Source organism: Pimelobacter sp. 30-1, from assembly GCF_018831735.1.
In the GTDB taxonomy this organism is placed as follows: domain Bacteria; phylum Actinomycetota; class Actinomycetes; order Propionibacteriales; family Nocardioidaceae; genus Nocardioides.
Genome location: NZ_NHTS01000008.1, coordinates 59666 through 77576 on the forward strand (window position 1 = coordinate 59666; position 17911 = coordinate 77576).

A 17911-nucleotide genomic window follows, 5' to 3' on the forward strand; every position below is an offset into this window, starting at 1 on the left:
GACTCATCATGCCGTGGCACCCTGGCGCGCGCCACCCCAGGAGAGGTGGAATCGAGCCATGGAGAAAGTGACGGTCGGAACGGGCGCGATCTCGTTCGACGACGTGGTTGCGGTGGCCCGTGGCGGCGCCGCTGTTGTGCTCAGCGACGAGGCCCTCGCGGCCATCGACAAGGCGCGCGCGGTCATCGAGGACCTCGCCGCGTCCCCGACGCCGCACTACGGCGTCTCGACCGGCTTCGGCGCCCTCGCCACCCGGCACATCGCCCCCGAGCTGCGCGCCCAGCTGCAGCGCTCGCTCGTCCGCTCGCACGCCGCGGGCAGCGGTCCCGAGGTCGAGCGCGAGGTCGTCCGCGGCCTCATGCTGCTGCGTCTCTCGACGCTCGCGACCGGCCGTACCGGCGTACGCCGCGAGACCGCCGAGCTGCTCGCCGGCCTGCTCTCGCACGGCATCACCCCGGTCGTCCACGAGTACGGATCGCTCGGCTGCTCCGGCGACCTCGCGCCCCTGGCCCACTGCGCGCTCGCGCTCATGGGTGAGGGCCCGGTCCGCACCGCCGACGGTGAGCTGACCGACGCCGCCACCGCTCTCGCCGCCGCCGGCCTCACCCCGGTCGAGCTGCAGGAGAAGGAGGGCCTCGCGCTCATCAACGGCACCGACGGCATGCTCGGCATGCTCGTGCTCGCGATCCACGACCTGACCGAGCTGCTCAAGGTCGCCGACATCTCCGCGGCCATGTCGGTCGAGGGCCAGCTCGGCACCGACCGGGTGTTCGCCCCCGAGCTCCAGGCGATCCGCCCGCACCCCGGCCAGGCGGCCTCCGCGGCCAACCTCACCGCGCTCCTGCGCGACTCCGGCGTCGTCGCCTCGCACCGCGGCCCCGACTGCAACCGGGTCCAGGACGCCTACTCGCTGCGCTGCTCGCCGCAGGTCCACGGCGGCGTGCGCGACACGGTCGCCCACGCGGCCTCGGTCGCCTCCCGCGAGCTCGCCTCGGCCGTCGACAACCCGGTCGTCCTCGCCGACCAGGGCCGCGTGGAGTCCAACGGCAACTTCCACGGGGCGCCGGTCGCCTACGTGCTCGACTTCCTCGCGATCGTCGCTGCCGACCTCGCCTCGATCGCGGAGCGTCGTACCGACCGCTTCCTCGACAAGGCCCGCAACCACGGCCTCCCGCCGTTCCTGGCCGACGACCCGGGCGTCGACTCGGGCCTGATGATCGCGCAGTACACCCAGGCTGCGATCGTCTCCGAGCTCAAGCGCCTGGCCAACCCGGCCAGCGTCGACTCGATCCCCTCCAGCGCGATGCAGGAGGACCACGTCTCGATGGGCTGGTCGGCCGCGCGCAAGCTGCGCCGGTCCGTCGACGGCCTGACCCGCGTGCTCGCCATCGAGCTGATGACCGCGGCCCGCGCGCTCAACCTCCGCGCCCCACTGACCCCGAGCCCCGCGACCGGCGCGGTCGTCGAGCTGTTCCGCGGCGCCGGCGTCGGCGGCCCGGGCACCGACCGCTTCCTCGCCCCCGAGATCGACACCGCCTACCAGCTCGTCGCCGACCGCTCCGTCACCGCGGCCGTCGCGAACGTGATCGGAGAACTCGCATGACCACCCAGCAGGACAACCCCCGCCTCCCCATCCACGCCGCGCACGGCACCGAGCTGACCGCGAAGTCGTGGCAGACCGAAGCCCCCCTGCGGATGCTGATGAACAACCTCGACCCCGAGAACGCCGAGCGTCCCGAGGACCTCGTCGTCTACGGCGGCACCGGCAAGGCCGCGCGCAGCTGGGAGGCGTACGACGCCCTCGTGCGCACCCTGCGCGACCTCGAGGACGACGAGACCATGCTCGTCCAGAGCGGCAAGCCCGTCGGCGTCTTCAAGACCAACAAGTGGGCGCCCCGCGTGCTCATCGCCAACTCGAACCTCGTCGGCGACTGGGCGAACTGGGAGGAGTTCCGCCGCCTGGAGGAGCTCGGCCTGACCATGTACGGCCAGATGACGGCCGGGTCGTGGATCTACATCGGCACCCAGGGCATCCTCCAGGGCACCTTCGAGACCTTCGCCGCCGTCGCCGACAAGCGCTTCAACGGCACGCTGGCCGGCACGATCACCCTCACCGCCGGCCTCGGCGGCATGGGCGGCGCCCAGCCGCTCGCCGTCACGATGAACGACGGTGTCGCGATCTGCGTCGACGTCGACCAGAGCCGGATCACCCGCCGCATCGAGCACCGCTACCTCGACGTCCAGGCCGACAACCTGGAGCACGCGCTCGAGCTGGCCGTGGCCGCTCGGGACGAGCGCCGGGGCCTGTCCATCGGCCTGCTCGGCAACGCCGCCGAGATCTTCCCGCAGCTGCTGGAGATGAAGGCGCCGATCGACGTCGTCACCGACCAGACGTCGGCCCACGACCCGCTGTCGTACCTGCCGATCGGCGTCCCCTTCGAGGAGTGGCACCAGCGTGCCGAGGCCGACCCGGCCGGCTTCACCAAGGAGGCGCAGGCCGCGATGGCCGCGCACGTGCGGGCGATGGTGGAGTTCCAGGACGCCGGCGCCGAGGTCTTCGACTACGGCAACTCGATCCGCGACGAGGCCCGCAAGGGCGGCTACGACCGGGCGTTCGAGTTCCCGGGCTTCGTGCCGGCCTACATCCGCCCGCTGTTCTGCGAGGGCAAGGGCCCCTTCCGCTGGGCCGCGCTCTCCGGTGACCCGGCCGACATCGCCGCCACCGACAAGGCGATCCTCGAGCTCTTCCCCGACAACGAGCGGCTCCACAAGTGGATCGGCATGGCGCAGGAGCGGGTCCACTACCAGGGCCTCCCGGCGCGCATCTGCTGGCTCGGCTACGGCGAGCGCCACCTGGCCGGCCTCAAGTTCAACGAGATGGTCAAGAACGGCGAGCTCAAGGCGCCGATCGTGATCGGCCGCGACCACCTCGACTGCGGCTCGGTCGCGTCGCCGTACCGCGAGACGGAGGCCATGCTCGACGGCTCCGACGCGATCGCCGACTGGCCGCTGCTCAACGCGATGACCGCGACCGCCTCGGGCGCGACCTGGGTGTCGCTGCACCACGGCGGCGGCGTCGGCATGGGTCGCTCGATCCACTCCGGCCAGGTCTGCGTCGCCGACGGCACCGAGCTGGCGGCTGCGAAGATCGAGGCCGTGCTGACCAACGACCCGGGCATGGGCGTCATCCGCCACGTCGACGCGGGCTACGACCGCGCCGCCGAGGTGGCCGCCGAGCGCGGCGTCCGGATCCCGATGCAGGAGGGCTGATCCCGTGACCCAGGTTGCCGACTTCGAGCAGATGTGGCGCGACCTCGCGCCCGTCGGGCGCTCGGCGTCCTCCGGCGGCTACTTCCGCCAGCCGTGGCACTCCGCCGAGCTCGAGCTGCGGGCGTGGTTCCGCGAGGCCGCCACGGCCCGGGGGCTCGAGCTTGAGGAGGACCCGTTCGGCAACCTGGTCGCCTGGTGGGGGCCGGAGAGCGCCGACAAGGTGCTCACCGGCTCGCACCTCGACTCCGTCCTCGACGGCGGTGCGTACGACGGCCCGCTCGGTGTCGTCTCCTCCTTCGCCGCGCTCGACCTGATGCGCGAGCGCGGCGTGGAGCCGACCCGGCGGCTCGGCGTCTCCGCCTTCGTCGAGGAGGAGGGCTCGCGCTTCGGCCGGGCCTGCCTCGGCTCGCGCCTGGCCGTCGGCGCCACCACGTGGGCCGACGCGGCCGAGCTGACCGACCGCGACGGCGTCCGGCTCGGTGACGTCATCGAGGGCGGGACCTCCACGCTGCTCGACGGCGTCGCGACGTACGTCGAGCTCCACGTCGAGCAGGGCCGCGGCCTGATCGACCTCGACGCCCCGGTCGGCGTGCACAACGCCATCTGGCCCCACGGGCGCTACCGCTACGACATCGCCGGCCGGGCCGACCACGCGGGCACCACCCGCATGGAGGACCGCGCCGACCCGATGCTCACCTACGCGATGACCGCGCTCGCGGCCAACAAGCAGGCCCGGCTCTCCGGGCAGCGCGCGACCTTCGGCCGGATCGACGTCCGGCCCAACGGCACCAACGCCGTGCCCTCCCACGTCACCGCGTGGCTCGACGCCCGCGCCGAGTCCGACGACGCGCTGGCCGCGCTCGTGGCCGCCGTCGAGAAGCAGGCCGTGGAGCGCGCGGGCCGCGACGGCACCACCGTCACCGTGACGCCCGAGTCGGTCAGCGGCGAGGTCGCCTTCGACGTCGCCCTGCGCGACGAGCTCGCCGCGCTCCTCGGTGGGGTGCCGGTGCTGCCCACCCAGGCCGGTCACGACGCCGGGATCCTCCAGGACGCCGGCATCCCCACCGCCATGCTCTTCGTCCGCAACCCCTCGGGCGTCTCGCACTCGCCGTACGAGTCCGCCGAGACGGCCGACTGCCTGGCCGGCGTCGAGGCGCTGGCCGACGCGCTCACCGGCCTGGTCGGCCCATGACCGCCTACCTGCTGGAGCGGGCGTGGGTCGGCGGCCGGGTCCGCGACACCGTCCGGGTCGAGGTCGAGCACGGCCGGATCACCTCTGTCGAGCCCGACGCGACCCGCACCGGCGTCCCCCTGCGGGGACTGACCCTGCCGGGGCTCGCCAACACCCACAGCCATGCGTTCCACCGCGCGCTGCGCGGGCGTACCCAGACCGACCGCGGCACCTTCTGGACCTGGCGCGAGCAGATGTACGCCGTCGCCGGGCGCCTCGACCCCGACACCTACTACGAGCTGGCCAAGGCGACCTATGCCGAGATGGTCGCGGCGGGCTACACCTCGGTCGGCGAGTTCCACTACCTGCACCACCAGGCCGACGGCACGCCGTACGACGACGCCAACGCGATGGGCAACGCTCTCCTCGCCGCGGCGCGCGACGCCGGCATCCGGATCACGCTGCTCGACACGCTCTACCTCTCCAGCGGCTTCGGCGCCGCGCCCGAGGGCGTCCAGCGCCGCTTCTCCGACGGCACCGCGGAGGCCTGGCACGAGCGCGTCTCCGCGCTCGCCCCGCTGACGGGCGCCGCCTCGCTGATCGGTGTCGCCGCCCACTCGGTGCGCGCGGTCCCCGCCGACGCGCTCGAGGCGTTCACTCCCTACGTCGCGGACGGCGTACCGGTCCACGTGCACCTGTCCGAGCAGGTCAAGGAGAACGCCGACTGCGTCGCCGCCCACGGCGTCACGCCGACCCGGCTGCTCGCCGACCACGGTGTGCTCGGCCCGATGACGAGTGCCGTCCACGCCACGCACCTGACCGACGAGGACGTCCGGCTGCTGGGCGAGGCGCGCGCGTTCGCGTCGTTCTGCCCCACCACCGAGCGCGACCTGGGCGACGGCATCGGCCCGGCCCGGGCCCTGCAGGAGGCGGGTTCGGTGCTCACCCTCGGCTCCGACAGCCACGCAGTCATCGACGCTTTCGAGGAGATGCGCGCCGTCGAGATGGACGAGCGCCTCGCCACCCAGGCCCGCGGCCACTGGACCGCGGGTGAGCTGCTCGCCGCCGGCACCGCCGACGGCCACCGCAGCCTCGGCTTCGCCGACGCCGGCGAGATCGCCGTCGGCCAGCGCGCCGACCTCGTCACCATCGACCTCGCCTCGCCCCGCACCGCCGGGACCGGCCGGGACGAGCACACCGCCGTCTTCGCCGCCGGCGCCGCCGACGTCACGCACGTGATCGTCGACGGCGCGGTGGTCTTCGAGGGCGACCACGGCCAGGTCGGCCGGGCGCTCGACGACGTCATCGGAAGGATCTGGAACCCATGAGCCTGCTCATCACCAACATCAGCGAGCTCGTCACCAACGATCCCGCGGCCGACGCGGGCGACCTGCTCGGCGTCCGCACGGACGCGGCCGTCGTCCTCAGCGACGGCGTGGTCTCGTGGGTCGGCGCCGCTGCCGACGCGCCTGCCGCCGACGAGGTCTTCGACGCCCAGGGCCGGGCCGTGCTGCCGGGCTTCGTCGACAGCCACAGCCACCTGGTGTTCGCGGGCGACCGCGCGCTGGAGTTCCAGGCCCGGATGGCGGGGGAGTCCTACGCCGCCGGCGGCATCCGCACCACCGTCGCCGCCACCCGCGCGGCCTCCGACGACCAGCTCGCCGCCGGCGTCGCGCGCCACGTCGCCGAGATGCGCCGCCAGGGCACGACCACGCTCGAGATCAAGTCCGGCTACGGACTCTCGGTCGAGGACGAGGCCCGCTCGCTCAAGGTCGCGCGCGAGTTCACCGACGAGACGACCTTCCTCGGCGCCCACGTCGTCGCTCCCGAGTACGCCGACGACCCCGCCGCCTACGTCGACCTCGTCACCGGCCCGATGCTCGACGCCGCCGCGCCCCACGCCCGCTGGATCGACGTCTTCTGCGAGCGCGGCGCCTTCGACGAGGACCAGGCCCGTACGATCCTCGCCGCCGGCGCCGCGGTCGGCCTCAAGGGCCGGCTGCACGCCAACCAGCTGGGCGCGGGCCCCGGCGTCCGGCTCGCCGCCGAGCTCGGCCTCACCGCCGTTGACCACTGCACCTACCTCAGCGACGACGACGTCCACGCGCTGCGCGACGCCGGAACCGTCGCGACGCTGCTGCCCGGCGTCGAGTTCAGCACCAAGCACCCCTACCCGTCGGGCCGCCGGCTCATCGACGCGGGCGTCACCGTCGCGATCGCCAGCGACTGCAACCCCGGCTCCTGCTACACGAGCTCGCTGCCGTTCTGCATCGCGCTCGCCGTCCGTGAGATGGGGATGACCCCCGCCGAGGCCGTCTGGGCCGCGACCGCCGGCGGCGCCGCCGCCCTCGGCCGTACCGACGTCGGCCGCGTCGTCCCGGGCGCGCGGGCCGACCTGCTGCTGCTCGACGCACCGACCCACGTGCACCTCGCCTACCGGCCCGGCGTCCCGCTGGTCTCGCGAACCTGGAGCGCCTGAGCCCCGGATCTGCCTAGGGCGCCTCTGCCAGGCCCGCGCCTGCTGCGCGGGCTTTGCGACTCGATCTGGCGGCGTTCTCGGAGACTCGACGGGCCTCCGGCCCGCCTTCGCTCCTCGGCCTTGCCAGATCGGCCGCAAACCCCGCTCGCGACGGCGCAGGCATGGCAGACACGCCCTAGGCTGGGTCGCATGTCCCGGAAGCGTGCGACCTGGCTGACGATCGGCGGTGTGCTGGTCGTCGCCCTGGTGGCGGGCCTGGCGCTCTTCCAGCCCTGGCTGCTGTTCGTCGACAAGACGGCCGACGAGAGCGACGACCCCGCCGCCGTCGTCGGTACGGCGCCCGGCGGCATCGCGGACACCGACGTGCCCTCCGCGAGCGCCGGCACCAAGACCCGCGTCGTGCTGGCCACCGCCGACCTGATCGACGGTGAGCACGGCACCTCCGGTGTCGCGACGGTCTACCGCCGCAGCGACGGCACGCGCTACCTGCGCCTCGACGACCTCGACACCTCCAACGGACCCGACCTCCACGTCTGGCTCAGCGACCGGCCCAGCGGCGGCGACTGCGCCGGGTGCCGCGACTCGTGGGGCATCTACGACGACGGCGACTACGTGCGGCTCGGCGAGCTCAAGGGCAACCAGGGCAGCCAGAGCTACGAGATCCCCGCGTCGGCCGACCTGTCGGCCATGCGCTCGGTCGTCATCTGGTGCGACCGGTTCAACGTCGCGTTCGGCACCGCATCCCTAACCTGATCCCGTGCAGCACCTGCGGATCACCTCGCCCCGCGACCTGACGCCCGCCGTCCTCGACGCGCTCCGGGCCGACGCGGCCGTCACCAACCTCACCTGCGTGCGCGGCGCCGCCATCGTGCCCGAGGGTGACGTGGTCGAGGCGGACGTGCCCCGTGAGGCGGTCAACGACGTCGTCGACGCGCTGCGCGGGATCGGGGTGCCGCGCGAGGGCGCGATCCACGTCGTACCGGTGACGACCTGGCTCTCGCAGCCGGCCCTCGACGCCGAACGGCGTACGCCGGGGTCGTCGGCGGACGCGGTGGTCTGGGCCGACGTCACCCAGCGCGCGTACGACGAGTCCGAGCTCAACTGGACCTTCCTGACGTTCATGAGCCTGGCCACCCTCATCGCCAGCATCGCCATCGTCCTGGACTCCCAGATCCTCGTGATCGGCGCGATGGTGCTCGGCCCGGAGTTCGTCCCGATCGCGGCGCTCGGCCTCGCGCTCGTACGGCGGCGCCCCTCGCTCCTGCGCTACGCCGCCCGCTCGCTGCTGGTCGGCTTCGCCGTCGCGATCGCGTTCGCCACCCTCGCCGCGCTGGTGGCCCGGGCGCTCGGCTGGGTGACGCTCGACCAGGTCACCGCGCCGCGTCCGGCGACGGCGTTCATCTACACCCCCGACAAGTGGTCGTTCATCGTCGCGGTGGTCGCCGCCGCGGCCGGCGCCCTCTCGCTCACGTCGGCCAAGGTAGGCGGGCTCTCGGGCGTGTTCATCTCGGTGACGACGATCCCGGCGGCCGGCAATGTCGCGCTGGGACTGGCGTTCGGCGTCCCCGACGAGGTGCGCGGCAGCCTGCTCCAGCTCCTCCTCAACATCTCGGGCATGGCGGTCGCGGGCTGGCTGACGCTCGCCTTCCAGCAGGCCGTGTGGAGCCGGATGTCCGCGCGACGCGCGCTGCTCGCGGCCAAGATCCGCCGGCACGACTGAGTCCTCCGGCTACCGTGCGGGGCATGGACCTGTCCGACGACCACGCCCAGGGCACCATGCCGAGCGCGCGCCGCGACCGCTCGGTCGTGGTCGACGGGTGGTTCGCCAGCCACGCCGACGCCGGTACGCCTGGGCCCCACCTGCGGCTGCGCGCCTCCGACTTCGAGGAGCTCGTCATCCGCACCGACCAGGTGCCGATGCTGTGCGCGCTGCTCACCGCGGTCGCCGGCCGGATCGACGCCCAGTGGGCCGTCGACGGCGAGCAGTACGCCGACGAGGTGGTCCGGCAGTCGCCCGACCCCCAGGACCCCGCGGTGGAGCGGGCCGCGGCCCTCGATCGGCTGAGGTTCGCGGCCGCGGTCGGCGACCGGGCCGACGAGGTCCTCGCGCTGGTCCGGGGCGCCGACAGCACCGACGAGGCCGTCGACGCCGTGGCCGCGCTGCTCGACGTCGACCCGGTGCAGGTGCTGGTCCGGCTCGCCCGCTTCAACCTGCTCGGGCTGACCCGTCCGGCCACCGAGCGGCGCTGGCAGTTGATCGATGGCGAATGACCGGATCACCGCTCGCAGGGCGCCCTCCCGTCCCGCGAGGATGGGCGTCATGACGAGCGAGCACGCCACGATCGAGCCCGACACCAAGGACTGGACCTGGGTCCTCGACCGCCCCTGCCCCGAGTGCGGCTTCGCCTCCGCCGCGGTCGACCGGGCCGCGCTCGGCGCCGAGATCCGCGACAACGCGGCGTTCTGGGCCTCGGCACTGGCCGATCCCCGAGCCGCCGAGCGCCCCGAGCCGGACGTCTGGTCGCCGGCCGAGTACGGCTGCCACGTGCGCGACGTCAACCGGGTCTTCGCGCTCCGGGTCGAGCAGCTCCTCGCCGAGGACGACCCCCGGTTCGCCAACTGGGACCAGGACGAGACCGCCCGCACCGAGCGGTACGACGAGCAGGCGCCCGCCGCCGTCCTCCCGGACCTCGTCGCCGCGGCCGAGCTCGCCGCCGGCTGGTACGACCGGGTCGGCGACGACCAGTGGGCGCGCCCCGGCCGGCGCAGCAACGGCAGCGTGTTCACCGTCGAGACGCTGGGCCGCTACCACCTCCACGACCTCGTCCACCACCGCTGGGACGTGCGGTGGCTCGACCTCGGCTAGGCCGCGTCCGCCGCCCTACCGCCGGCGCCGCCGCGGTGCTGGCGCTGGTGCTCCTCGCGACCCTCCTGGTCGCCTGCTCCAGCGGCGGCGACGCGCCGCCGCGGCGGTGACGCTCGTGGTCGGCGGCCGGATCTGGACCGCCGACGCCAAGCAGCCGTGGGCCGACGCCCTCGCCTACGACGACGAGGGCGTGATCCTCGCCGTCGGGACCGAGGACGAGGTCTCCCGCCAGGTCGGTGAGGCCGACGAGGTGGTCGAGCTCGACGGCGAGCTGGTGCTGCCGGGATTCCAGGACGCGCACGTCCATGTGCCGGAGGCGGGGATCAACGAGAACCTCTGCCTCCTGCCGCCCGGGCGCGACCTCGCGACCTACGTGAGGCTCGTGGCCGACTGCGCCGCCGACGTGCCCGAGGGCCAGTGGGTCCGCGCGGCCGGTGCCTCGCTGTTCGGCCTGCGCGGCACCACGCCGACACCCCTCGCCGCCCTCGACGCCGCCGTCCCCGACCACCCGGTCGTGGTGCTCGACGACCTCGGTCATGCCGCCTGGGGCAACACCGCGGGCCTGACGGCTGCCGGGATCACCGCGTCCACGCCGGACCCCCAGGGCGGCATCGTGGCCCGCGACCGCCGTACCGGCGAGCTCACCGGGCTGCTGCTCGAGGACGCCCAGCAACCGCTGCGCAACGCCTCCGCCCCGAGCCCCGACGAGGTCGACGCCGGACTGCGCGTCGCGATGGCCGAGCTCGCCCGCAACGGCGTCACGACCGTCAGCGACGTCGGCGGCTACTGGCAGCAGGGGCACACCGAGGCCTGGCTGCGCGCGGCCGCGGCCGACGAGCTCACGGTCCGTGCCGTCAACGCGCTCTACGTCTACCCGTCGCTCGACCTGGAGGACCAGCTCGCCGAGCTCGGCTCGCGGTTCCGCGACGATCCCGACGACCTGCTCCAGATCGACACCGCCAAGATCTACGTCGACGGCATCCTCGACCTCGGCACGGCCCAGCTGCTCGCGCCCTACGACGACCCGCCGGACCCGCGCTTCCCCCGCGGCTTCGGCTACTTCACCGAGGAGCAGCTCACGTCGTACGTCGCGCGGCTGCACGCGATGGGCTTCCGGATCAGCTTCCACGTCATCGGCGACGCCGCGGTCCGGCGGGCGCTCGACGCCGTGGCGGCCATCCCGGCCGACCGGGCCGAGGTCGCCGGACGGCACCACCGGCTCACCCACACCTACCTCGTGGATCCCGCCGACGTGCCGCGGTTCGCCGAGCTGGGTGTGGTCGCGCACTTCCAGGTGGGGGAGGAGTCGACCGACCTGGCCTACCTCGACGACCTCAGCGAGATCATCGGCGACCGCGCCTACGACCTGATCCCCGTCGACACCCTCGCCGACAGCGGCGCCCTGACCATCCTGTCGAGCGACTGGGACGCGGACCTGCTCAGCCCGCTCGGCATCATCAGCCGGGCGCTCACCCGCGAGACCCACGCCCTGCCCGACGCCGAGACCGCCGCCCGGATGCTGACCATCGACGCGGCCACCGCCCTCGGCATGGGCGACCGGACCGGCTCGCTCGAGGCCGGCAAGAAGGCCGACTTCGTCGTGCTCAGCGACGACATCTTCGCCCTCGACCCGGCCGAGATCGCCGACGTCGAGGTGCTCTCGACCACCGTCGACGGGGTCGAGGTCTTCCGTGCGGACTGACACCGGCGCGAGGGCGGGTTCGCTGCTGGTGGATCATGGCCGGGTGAGGCACACCGAGTTCTGGGCGCGGATGAACCAGCACCTGGGGGAGAGCTATGCCCCCGCCTGGGCCGACCAGATGGTGATCGGGGCGCTGGAGCACCGGACCGTGCGCGAGGCGCTCGACGCCGGCGTACCCCCCAAGGAGGTCTGGCGCGCGGTGTGGGAGATCCTCGGCCTGCCCGCGAGCGAGAGGTGAGCGCCGCGGCACAGCGCCGTACCGTCCGGGTCCTGGTGCTGACCCAGGCCGTCGGCGCGGTCGGCATCACCATCGGCATCGCGACCGCCTCGCTGCTGGCCCGCGACCTGTCCGGGTCCGAGGCTCTCTCGGGGCTCGCGCAGACCGCGCAGGTGCTCGGGGCGGCGGTGATCTCGTTCCTGCTCGCGCCGCTCATGGCCCGGCGCGGGCGTCGTACGGGACTGATGACGGGGTACGTCGTCGGCGCCGCCGGAGGCCTCACCGCCGTGCTCGCGGGCGTCGTGGGCTCGATGGCGCTGCTCCTGGTCGGCGCGATGCTGCTGGGCGCGGCGACCTCGGCCAACAACGCCGCGCGGTACGCCGCCACCGACCTCGCCACCGACGAGAACCGTGCGCGCTCGCTGTCGCTCGTCGTGTGGGCGACCACGATCGGCGCCGTCGCCGGGCCGAACCTCACCGGACCCGCCGGCGCGCTCGCCGACGGCATCGGGATCCCCGAGCTGACCGGGCCCTTCGCGATCGGCGCCATCGGCATGCTCGTCGCCGCGGTGGTCGTCGGCGTGCTGCTGCGCCCCGACCCGCTCCTGCTCGCGCAGGAGGCGGCCGGTGCCCGGGAGCCGGGTGCCCGCACGGGGACCGGGATCGTGCGCACGGGCTCGTCCTGGAGCCGCACCCGGGACGTCGTACGGGAGCGGCCGGTGCTGGGCTTCGCCATCGTCGGCCTGGCCCTGACCCACGCCACGATGATCGGCGTGATGACCATGACGCCGCTGCACATGGAGCACGGCGGCTCAGGGCTCGAGGTGATCGGGCTCGTGATCAGCGTCCACGTGCTCGGCATGTTCGCGTTCTCGCCCCTCGTCGGCATGCTCGCCGACCGGATGGGCCGGCCGCAGGTGCTCGGCGCCGGGGGAGTCGTGCTCCTCGTCGCGCTCGTGCTGTGCGCGTCGTCGCCGTCGGGGATGTCGTGGCAGGTGACCGCCGGGCTCTTCCTGCTCGGCCTCGGCTGGTCGCTGTCGATGGTCTCCGCCTCGACCATGGTCGCCGAGCACACGCCCATCGCGGTGCGGACCGACGTCCAGGGCACCTCCGACCTGGTCATGGGTCTCACCGCCGCCGGCGGGGGCGCCCTGGCCGGCCTGGTCGTCGCGCTCGGCGACTACCCGATGCTCGCGCTCCTGAGCCTGGTGCTTGTCGTCGGCGTGCTCGGCTGCGCCGTCCGGGCGGCGTCCCCGACACGCCGGACCGCCTAGCGCGACTTCGAACAGGTGTTCGGCTAGTGTCGGACCCACGACGGCGGGCGGAAACGTCCACCCACCGTCCACAGGTACGACGCTCACCCGAGTTCGTCCACAACGACGACACGACTGATCAGGTTGTGTCGGGCCCTCGTCGTAGCGTCGCCGACGTACCTGGCTCACCACGAACCCTAAGGATGAACACCATGGCTGGAGACGACCGCCAGAAGGCCCTCGACGCCGCGCTTCTCAACATCGAGAAGTCCTACGGCAAGGGCTCCGTGATGCGACTCGGTGACGACTCGCGCGCCCCCCTCGACGTGATCCCGACCGGAGCGATCTCCCTCGACGTCGCCCTCGGCATCGGTGGACTTCCCCGCGGCCGGGTCGTGGAGATCTACGGCCCCGAGTCCAGCGGTAAGACGACCGTCGCGCTCCACGCCGTGGCCAGCGCCCAGGCCGCCGGCGGCATCGTGGCCTTCATCGACGCCGAGCACGCGCTCGACCCCGACTACGCCAAGGCCCTCGGCGTCGACACCGACGCCCTCCTGGTCTCCCAGCCCGACTCCGGTGAGCAGGCCCTCGAGATCGCCGACATGCTCATCCGCTCCGGCGCCCTCGACCTGATCGTCATCGACTCCGTCGCCGCGCTCGTGCCCCGCGCCGAGATCGAGGGCGAGATGGGTGACAGCCACGTCGGTCTCCAGGCCCGCCTGATGAGCCAGGCCCTGCGCAAGATGACCGGTGCCCTCAACCAGTCCAAGACGACGGCCATCTTCATCAACCAGCTGCGCGAGAAGATCGGCGTCATGTTCGGCTCGCCCGAGACCACCACCGGTGGTCGCGCGCTGAAGTTCTACTCCTCCGTGCGCCTCGACGTCCGCCGGATCGAGACCCTCAAGGACGGCACCGACATGGTCGGCAACCGGACCCGAGTCAAGGTGGTCAAGAACAAGGTTGCCCCGCCGTTCAAGCAGGCCGAGTTCGACATCATGTACGGCAAGGGCATCTCCCGCGAGGGCGGCCTCATCGACGTCGGCGTCGAGGCGGGCCTCGTCCGCAAGGCCGGCGCCTGGTACACCTACGAGGGCGACCAGCTCGGCCAGGGCAAGGAGAACGCCCGCACCTTCCTCAAGGACAACCCCGACCTGGCCAACGAGCTGGAGAAGAAGATCCTCGAGAAGCTCGGCGTCACCCCCACCGTCGACGGCGACTTCACCGACCTCTCCGACGAGCCGATCGGCGTCGACTCGTTCTGAGTGGGATGGGCCGAGCGTGTCGTCGCTTCGCTCCGCCACGCTGCCGGCCTCGCAGTCGAGGTTGGCAGGGGGTGAGGTCGCTCGGCGGCCCTCGGTCGGCGTGGCGGTAGCCACTGCCGGCCTCGGCTCCGGTCGCTCGTGCCTCGCTCCCTGCGCCACGGCGGCGGCGTTCCCGCCGCTGCCTCGCGGTGGGTGCCTGCGGGGCGAACGGCCGGGGCGGGCACAGCGGTGCGGGTGCGGTCGGCGCGCCCCGATCCTGCACCCGCGCCACACCCGCACCACCCCCGCCCGCCGGACCACGTCCGGCCGGCCCCCGTACGCGGCGGGGAACCGCTGTGCCCGAGGCCGCCTCCTCGCGCTCCGCGGCCCGCTCCGCCTGTCCCACGGCCGGCGGAGCGGGGACCCCGCCGCCCAGCACCAGCCCCCGCCTGACGCCCGCCTGACGCCCGACCTGACGCCTGACGCCCGACCTGACGCCCGACGCCCGAGCCCGACCGGACGGTGACCCGATGAGCTCCTTCCGCCCCCGCACCGCCATCGACCGCACCGCCGAGCCGCCCGACGAGGACGAGCCCGGCTGGACCGAGGACGCCGATCCGGAGTCCGTGGCCCGCAAGATCCTGCTCGACCAGCTCAGCATCAAGGCGCGCAGCCGCCGCGAGCTCGAGGACCGGCTGGCGCGGCGCAAGGTGCCCGAAGAGGTCGCGAGCCGGCTGCTCGACCGGTTCGAGGAGGTCGGGCTGGTCGACGACGAGGCGTTCGCGCGGGCCTGGGTCGAGGGGCGGCGGCGCAGCCGTGGCCTGGCCCGGACGGCACTCGCCGTCGAGCTGCGGCGCAAGGGGATCGCCGACGAGACGGCCCGTGAGGTGCTCGACGAGGTCGAGCCGGGGGCCGAGGAGGAGGCAGCGCGAGCCCTCGTCCGCAAGAAGCTGCGCACCATGCGCGGGCTCGAGGAGCAGGTGGCGGCCCGTCGGTTGGTGGGCATGCTCGCCCGCAAGGGCTACGGCGCCGGGCTGGCCCACGCGGTCGTGCGGAGTGAGCTCGGCGCGGCGGCCGGTGCAGAATGGTCCGGTGACGACGACTGACGCCGAGCCGACGCCGGCCCCCGAGCGCGAGATCCTGACCTACGACCTCTTCGGCACCGCCGTCCGGGACCTGGCCCAGCAGGTCGTCGACGACGGCTTCGAGCCGGACATCGTCCTCGCCATCGCCCGCGGCGGGCTCGGCCTGGCGATGGGTCTGGGCTACGCCCTGGACGTCAAGAACCTCTCGGCGGTCAACGTCGAGTTCTACACCGGCGTCAACGAGCGCCTCGACGTGCCGATGATGCTGCCGCCGACGCCGGCCGCGATCGACCTGACCGGCATGAAGGTGCTCATCGCCGACGACGTGGCCGACACCGGCAAGACGCTCGAGGTGGTCCGCGACTTCTTCGTCGACCACGTGGCCGAGGCGCGGACCGCGGTGATCTACGAGAAGCCGTGGACGGTGATCCGGCCCGAGTACGTCTGGCGCCGGACCGAGGGCTGGATCGACTTCCCGTGGTCCTCGACGCCGCCGCTGGTCGACCGCCGCGGCGGCCAGGCGCACTGATCGATCCGCGCCCGGTGGTGCTCTAGGGTCGCTCCATGAGCTTCCCCCTGTCGGACCTCACGCAGTCCCTCCGCCTCCCGGCCGGTCCGGTCGACCTGGCCGCGATCGACACCAACGCGGCGCCCGGCTTCGACGGCGACAAGAAGGCCGGCGAGGCGGCGCTGCTGGCGCTGGCGCCGGCGCTCGGCGACCTCCAGGAGCGGCTGTTCGCCGAGGGGCGCAGCGGCGGGCGGCGCAACCTGCTGCTGGTGCTGCAGGGGATGGACACCTCCGGCAAGGGCGGGACGCTGCGCTCGACGGTCGGCCTGGTCGACCCGCAGGGCGTGCGGATCACCTCGTTCAAGGCGCCTACCCGCGAGGAGCTGGCGCACGACTTCCTGTGGCGGATCACCAAGGCGCTGCCCGAGGTGGGGATGGTCGGGGTCTTCGACCGCTCCCACTACGAGGACGTCCTCATCGCGCGGGTGCGCGAGCTGGCGCCCAAGGACGAGATCGAGCGCCGCTACGACGCGATCAACGCGTGGGAGGCCGAGCTCGCGAGCGAGGGCACGACGATCATCAAGTGCATGCTCCACATCTCGCCGCAGGAGCAGAAGGAGCGGCTGCTCGCGCGGCTCGACGACGAGACGAAGTACTGGAAGTACAACCCGGGCGACGTCGACGAGCGCGAGCTGTGGCCGGCCTACCAGGACGCCTACCGGATCGCGCTGGAGCGGACCAACACCGCGGTGGCGCCGTGGCACGTCGTCCCGGCCGACAAGAAGTGGTACCGCAACCTCGCGATCGGGACGCTGTTGCACGACGCGCTGCGCTCCTTCGACCTCGGCTGGCCGGCGGCGGACTTCGACGTCGCGCACGAGAAGCAGCGGCTGCTCGACGAGAAGCCCCTGTGAGCCGTCGGTGAGCATGGAGCAGGTCAAGGTCACCCGGTACGTCACCCCGCTGCGCGAGGGCGGCAGCCTGCCGGGCGTGGTCGAGGCGGAGGACCTCGGCACGTACGTCTGCAAGTTCCGCGGCGCAGGTCAGGGCGCCCGGGTGCTGGTCGCCGAGGTGGTGGTCGCGGGGGTCGCGCGGCTGCTCGACATCCCGACGCCCGACCAGGTGGTGCTCGACCTCGACCCGGAGATCGCGCGCTACGAGGCCGACGAGGAGGTGCAGGACCTGATCAACGCCAGCACCGGCCTCAACCTCGGGATCGACTTCCTGCCGGGCTCGTTCGGCTACGACCCGACGAGCACGCCGGACCCCGACCTGGCCGGACGCGTGCTGTGGCTCGACGCGTTCACCGCGAACGTCGACCGCAGCTGGCGCAACCCCAACCTGCTCGTGTGGCGCGGGACGCTCCAGGCGATCGACCACGGGGCGTCGCTGTACTTCCACCACTCGTGGTCGGGTGGGCCGGGCGACCCGGCGCGCTTCGCCGCCCAGGCGTACGACGCCTCGGAGCACGTGCTGCGCGCGTTCGCGGCCTCGGCGGTGGCCCAGGACGCCGACCTCGCGGCGCGCGTCAGCGATGCCGCGCTGGCCGAGGTGCTGGCCGACGTGTGCGACGACTGGCTCGAGCCGGTGCCGGGGGCGGAGACGCCGGACGCGCTGCGCGAGCGGTACGTCGCCTTCCTCGCCGCGCGCCGCGACGGTGGCCGGGCGTGGCTCCCGGCTCCGGAGATGGCCTCGTGACGGCCTACCAGCCCTACCAGTACGTGACCCTGCGCTGCGTGCCCCGCGTGGAGCGCGAGGAGTTCGTCAACGTGGGCGTGGTGCTCTACTGCCCGGCCGCGGACTACCTCGGCGTGCGCTCGTCGGTCGACGCCGACCGGATCCGGGCGCTGCAGGGCGACGCCGACGTGGTGGGCGTCGAGGCGGCGCTCGCGGCGATCGCGAAGGTGTGCAGCGGCGAGGCGCATGCCGGCTTCGGGGTCGGCGAGCGCGCGACGGCCTACGGCTCGCGCGCCCAGAAGGACGACGCGAGCACGCGCTTCGGCTTCCTCAAGGCGCCGAAGAGCACAGTGGTCCAGCCGGGGCCGGTCCACGGTGGCGTGACCGCGGACCCGGCCCGGACGCTGGAGCACCTGCTCGAGGCGCTCGTCCTGTGAGG

The 17911-nt window shown here is 73.3% G+C and carries 18 protein-coding genes; all 18 read left to right on the forward strand.

The genetic code is table 11. The annotated features are described in order from the left end of the window. The first annotated feature begins 58 nt into the window (after positions 1 to 58). The 18 genes from hutH (at position 59) to CCO04_RS21240 (ending at position 17909) form a co-directional block, all read left to right on the forward strand. Positions 59 to 1603: a histidine ammonia-lyase gene (hutH, locus tag CCO04_RS21155; protein WP_215816161.1), complete on the forward strand. Its 1545-nt coding sequence runs from the start codon at positions 59 to 61 to the stop codon at positions 1601 to 1603. Beyond that, positions 1600 to 3270: a urocanate hydratase gene (hutU, locus tag CCO04_RS21160; protein ID WP_215816162.1), complete on the forward strand. Its 1671-nt coding sequence runs from the start codon at positions 1600 to 1602 to the stop codon at positions 3268 to 3270. Before hutH ends, hutU begins: the two co-directional genes overlap by 4 nt. Positions 3271 to 3274: 4 nt before the next feature. Continuing rightward, entirely contained in the window at positions 3275 to 4462 is a 1188-nt protein-coding gene (locus CCO04_RS21165; RefSeq protein WP_308281419.1) for an allantoate amidohydrolase, read from the forward strand. Further along, on the forward strand, positions 4459 to 5769 hold the full coding sequence (locus CCO04_RS21170; protein ID WP_215816163.1) for a formimidoylglutamate deiminase: 1311 nt from the start codon (positions 4459 to 4461) through the stop codon (positions 5767 to 5769). The genes CCO04_RS21165 and CCO04_RS21170 overlap by 4 nt, the downstream gene beginning before the upstream one ends. Further along, the gene (hutI, locus tag CCO04_RS21175; RefSeq protein WP_215816164.1) at positions 5766 to 6920 is read left to right on the forward strand and encodes an imidazolonepropionase; all 1155 of its coding nucleotides are present in this window, start codon (positions 5766 to 5768) and stop codon (positions 6918 to 6920) included. The genes CCO04_RS21170 and hutI overlap by 4 nt, the downstream gene beginning before the upstream one ends. A 189-nt stretch (positions 6921 to 7109) precedes the next feature. Further along, a complete protein-coding gene (locus tag CCO04_RS21180; protein ID WP_215816165.1) occupies positions 7110 to 7673 on the forward strand; it encodes a DM13 domain-containing protein in 564 nt (187 codons plus the stop codon). A 4-nt stretch (positions 7674 to 7677) separates the two neighbouring features. Then, positions 7678 to 8640 (forward strand): DUF389 domain-containing protein, encoded by a 963-nt coding sequence (locus CCO04_RS21185; protein ID WP_215816166.1) that lies wholly within the window; start codon positions 7678 to 7680, stop codon positions 8638 to 8640. 23 nt (positions 8641 to 8663) lie between these two features. Continuing rightward, positions 8664 to 9191, forward strand: a complete 528-nt coding sequence (locus CCO04_RS21190; RefSeq protein WP_215816167.1) for a hypothetical protein — start codon at positions 8664 to 8666, stop codon at positions 9189 to 9191. Positions 9192 to 9240: 49 nt separating this feature from the next. Further along, on the forward strand, positions 9241 to 9786 hold the full coding sequence (locus CCO04_RS21195) for a DinB family protein (protein ID WP_215816168.1): 546 nt from the start codon (positions 9241 to 9243) through the stop codon (positions 9784 to 9786). A gap of 106 nt (positions 9787 to 9892) precedes the next feature. After that, positions 9893 to 11488, forward strand: a complete 1596-nt coding sequence (locus tag CCO04_RS21200) for an amidohydrolase (protein WP_215816169.1) — start codon at positions 9893 to 9895, stop codon at positions 11486 to 11488. A 43-nt stretch (positions 11489 to 11531) separates the two neighbouring features. Continuing rightward, entirely contained in the window at positions 11532 to 11726 is a 195-nt protein-coding gene (locus CCO04_RS21205; protein ID WP_215816170.1) for a DUF3046 domain-containing protein, read from the forward strand. Then, entirely contained in the window at positions 11723 to 12979 is a 1257-nt protein-coding gene (locus CCO04_RS21210; RefSeq protein WP_215816171.1) for an MFS transporter, read from the forward strand. The genes CCO04_RS21205 and CCO04_RS21210 overlap by 4 nt, the downstream gene beginning before the upstream one ends. Before the next feature lie 191 nt (positions 12980 to 13170). Then, on the forward strand, positions 13171 to 14223 hold the full coding sequence (gene recA, locus CCO04_RS21215; protein WP_215816172.1) for a recombinase RecA: 1053 nt from the start codon (positions 13171 to 13173) through the stop codon (positions 14221 to 14223). Positions 14224 to 14732: 509 nt separating this feature from the next. Beyond that, positions 14733 to 15308 (forward strand): regulatory protein RecX, encoded by a 576-nt coding sequence (locus CCO04_RS21220; RefSeq protein ID WP_215816173.1) that lies wholly within the window; start codon positions 14733 to 14735, stop codon positions 15306 to 15308. Then, positions 15295 to 15816 (forward strand): phosphoribosyltransferase, encoded by a 522-nt coding sequence (locus tag CCO04_RS21225; protein ID WP_215816174.1) that lies wholly within the window; start codon positions 15295 to 15297, stop codon positions 15814 to 15816. The genes CCO04_RS21220 and CCO04_RS21225 overlap by 14 nt, the downstream gene beginning before the upstream one ends. Before the next feature lie 35 nt (positions 15817 to 15851). Next, positions 15852 to 16709, forward strand: coding sequence for a PPK2 family polyphosphate kinase (locus CCO04_RS21230; RefSeq protein WP_215816175.1), 858 nt, complete (start codon positions 15852 to 15854; stop codon positions 16707 to 16709). A gap of 13 nt (positions 16710 to 16722) precedes the next feature. Then, positions 16723 to 17493: a HipA family kinase gene (locus CCO04_RS21235; RefSeq protein WP_252373697.1), complete on the forward strand. Its 771-nt coding sequence runs from the start codon at positions 16723 to 16725 to the stop codon at positions 17491 to 17493. Further along, positions 17490 to 17909, forward strand: coding sequence for a DUF3037 domain-containing protein (locus tag CCO04_RS21240; RefSeq protein ID WP_215816177.1), 420 nt, complete (start codon positions 17490 to 17492; stop codon positions 17907 to 17909). The genes CCO04_RS21235 and CCO04_RS21240 overlap by 4 nt, the downstream gene beginning before the upstream one ends. The last annotated feature ends 2 nt before the right edge of the window (positions 17910 to 17911 follow it).